Source organism: Citrobacter sp. TBCS-15 (assembly GCF_005280815.1).
Lineage (GTDB): Bacteria > Pseudomonadota > Gammaproteobacteria > Enterobacterales > Enterobacteriaceae > Citrobacter > Citrobacter werkmanii.
Genome location: NZ_SZWK01000019.1, coordinates 1 through 1,254, shown reverse-complemented (window position 1 = coordinate 1,254; position 1,254 = coordinate 1). Strand labels below are relative to the sequence as shown.

The 1,254-nt window shown below is 29.9% G+C and carries 1 protein-coding gene; it reads left to right on the top strand.

What is annotated here, in order from left to right; translation table 11 throughout:
- A partial coding sequence (locus FDW96_RS25155) for a BppU family phage baseplate upper protein (RefSeq protein ID WP_212732844.1) occupies positions 1-1,254 on the top strand: 1,254 nt, incomplete at both ends.

Here is a 1,254-nt window from a genome sequence, read left to right as displayed (position 1 = left end):
ATGGAGGCGAAATTGATTTGACTGGCCATTCATTAAAACTTACATATCAATATACTAATAGCAGTAATTCAGGTTTTGTTATGATTCCTCCTGAAAACTTAACTAAGGGAGAGTTTATTTTAGTAATTCCTACCGAAATGACAGAAACTGGAGTTATTGAAGCGAACTTAATACTTCTCAATGAAGATAAAGAGCAGGTTATCGTCAGCAAGAACCTTACGTTTATATCAGATAATTCTACGGTTACAGATTTAGCTCAAGAAGTAAATAATAAGATTGATGATTTTACAAAATTATTATTGGAAAATATGCCACAAGTAATGCGTAGTGAGTTGAATGACTTACATGCTCAAACTGAATCAAACAAGAGCAATATTGAGCTTAAAGCCAATCAAACAGACTTGAACAACTTACAAGCTGATGTCAGCAGGCAAGGGATTGCAATTTCAACAAAAGCTGAACAATCAGATTTATTAATCACAAATCAAAATGTAACAACTGCTCAAGAAACAGCAAAACAAGCTGAAAGTGAAGCCAAAAATGCAATGGCAAAGGCTACCGAAGCACAAGCGAACAGTTTAACACCAACAACTTTAAATGTTGCTTGGGAAGTTGGTAAATATAATGATAATAATGGCGAAACAGTTATTAATGAGTCTATGAATAGAACTGTAAAGTTTGATATTAGCGGTACTGTTGAATTAAATATTAAAAATCCAACTAATTATACACTTTATAAATATTTTTTATATGATAAAAATGGTGCTTTTTTACGCTATGGCGAAGTAAAAAATGGAATGAGTATAAAGCATATTGGCAAAATTGCTTTTCAAACTGCCAAAACTGGTTTTGGAAAAATGGGAGAAGATGTTGCAACGACAAAATCAAATTTTATTTTTACATCATATATTTCAACTACAGACAAAATAGACATTATTGAAGATGAATTAAAATTTCTCAAAGATAGAATGTTAGTTGATATTGACTTGACTGTAACATATGGAAAATATAGTGTTGGTAGTGCTTCAAAAGATATTAACAAGACATACTTTTCAACTCAAAAAATGACATTAAATAAGGGTTCTATTTTAAAATATACTAACTCAAAATATTTAAGATTAGAATTAGTTAAATTTAATAGCAATACTTTGAAATGTGAGAGTGTTACTGTTACAAACGAAAAAAATATAAACGCAAATGGAATATATGCTATTCAAGGGTATGTTAGATTAAAACCTCTTACACAATCTGATA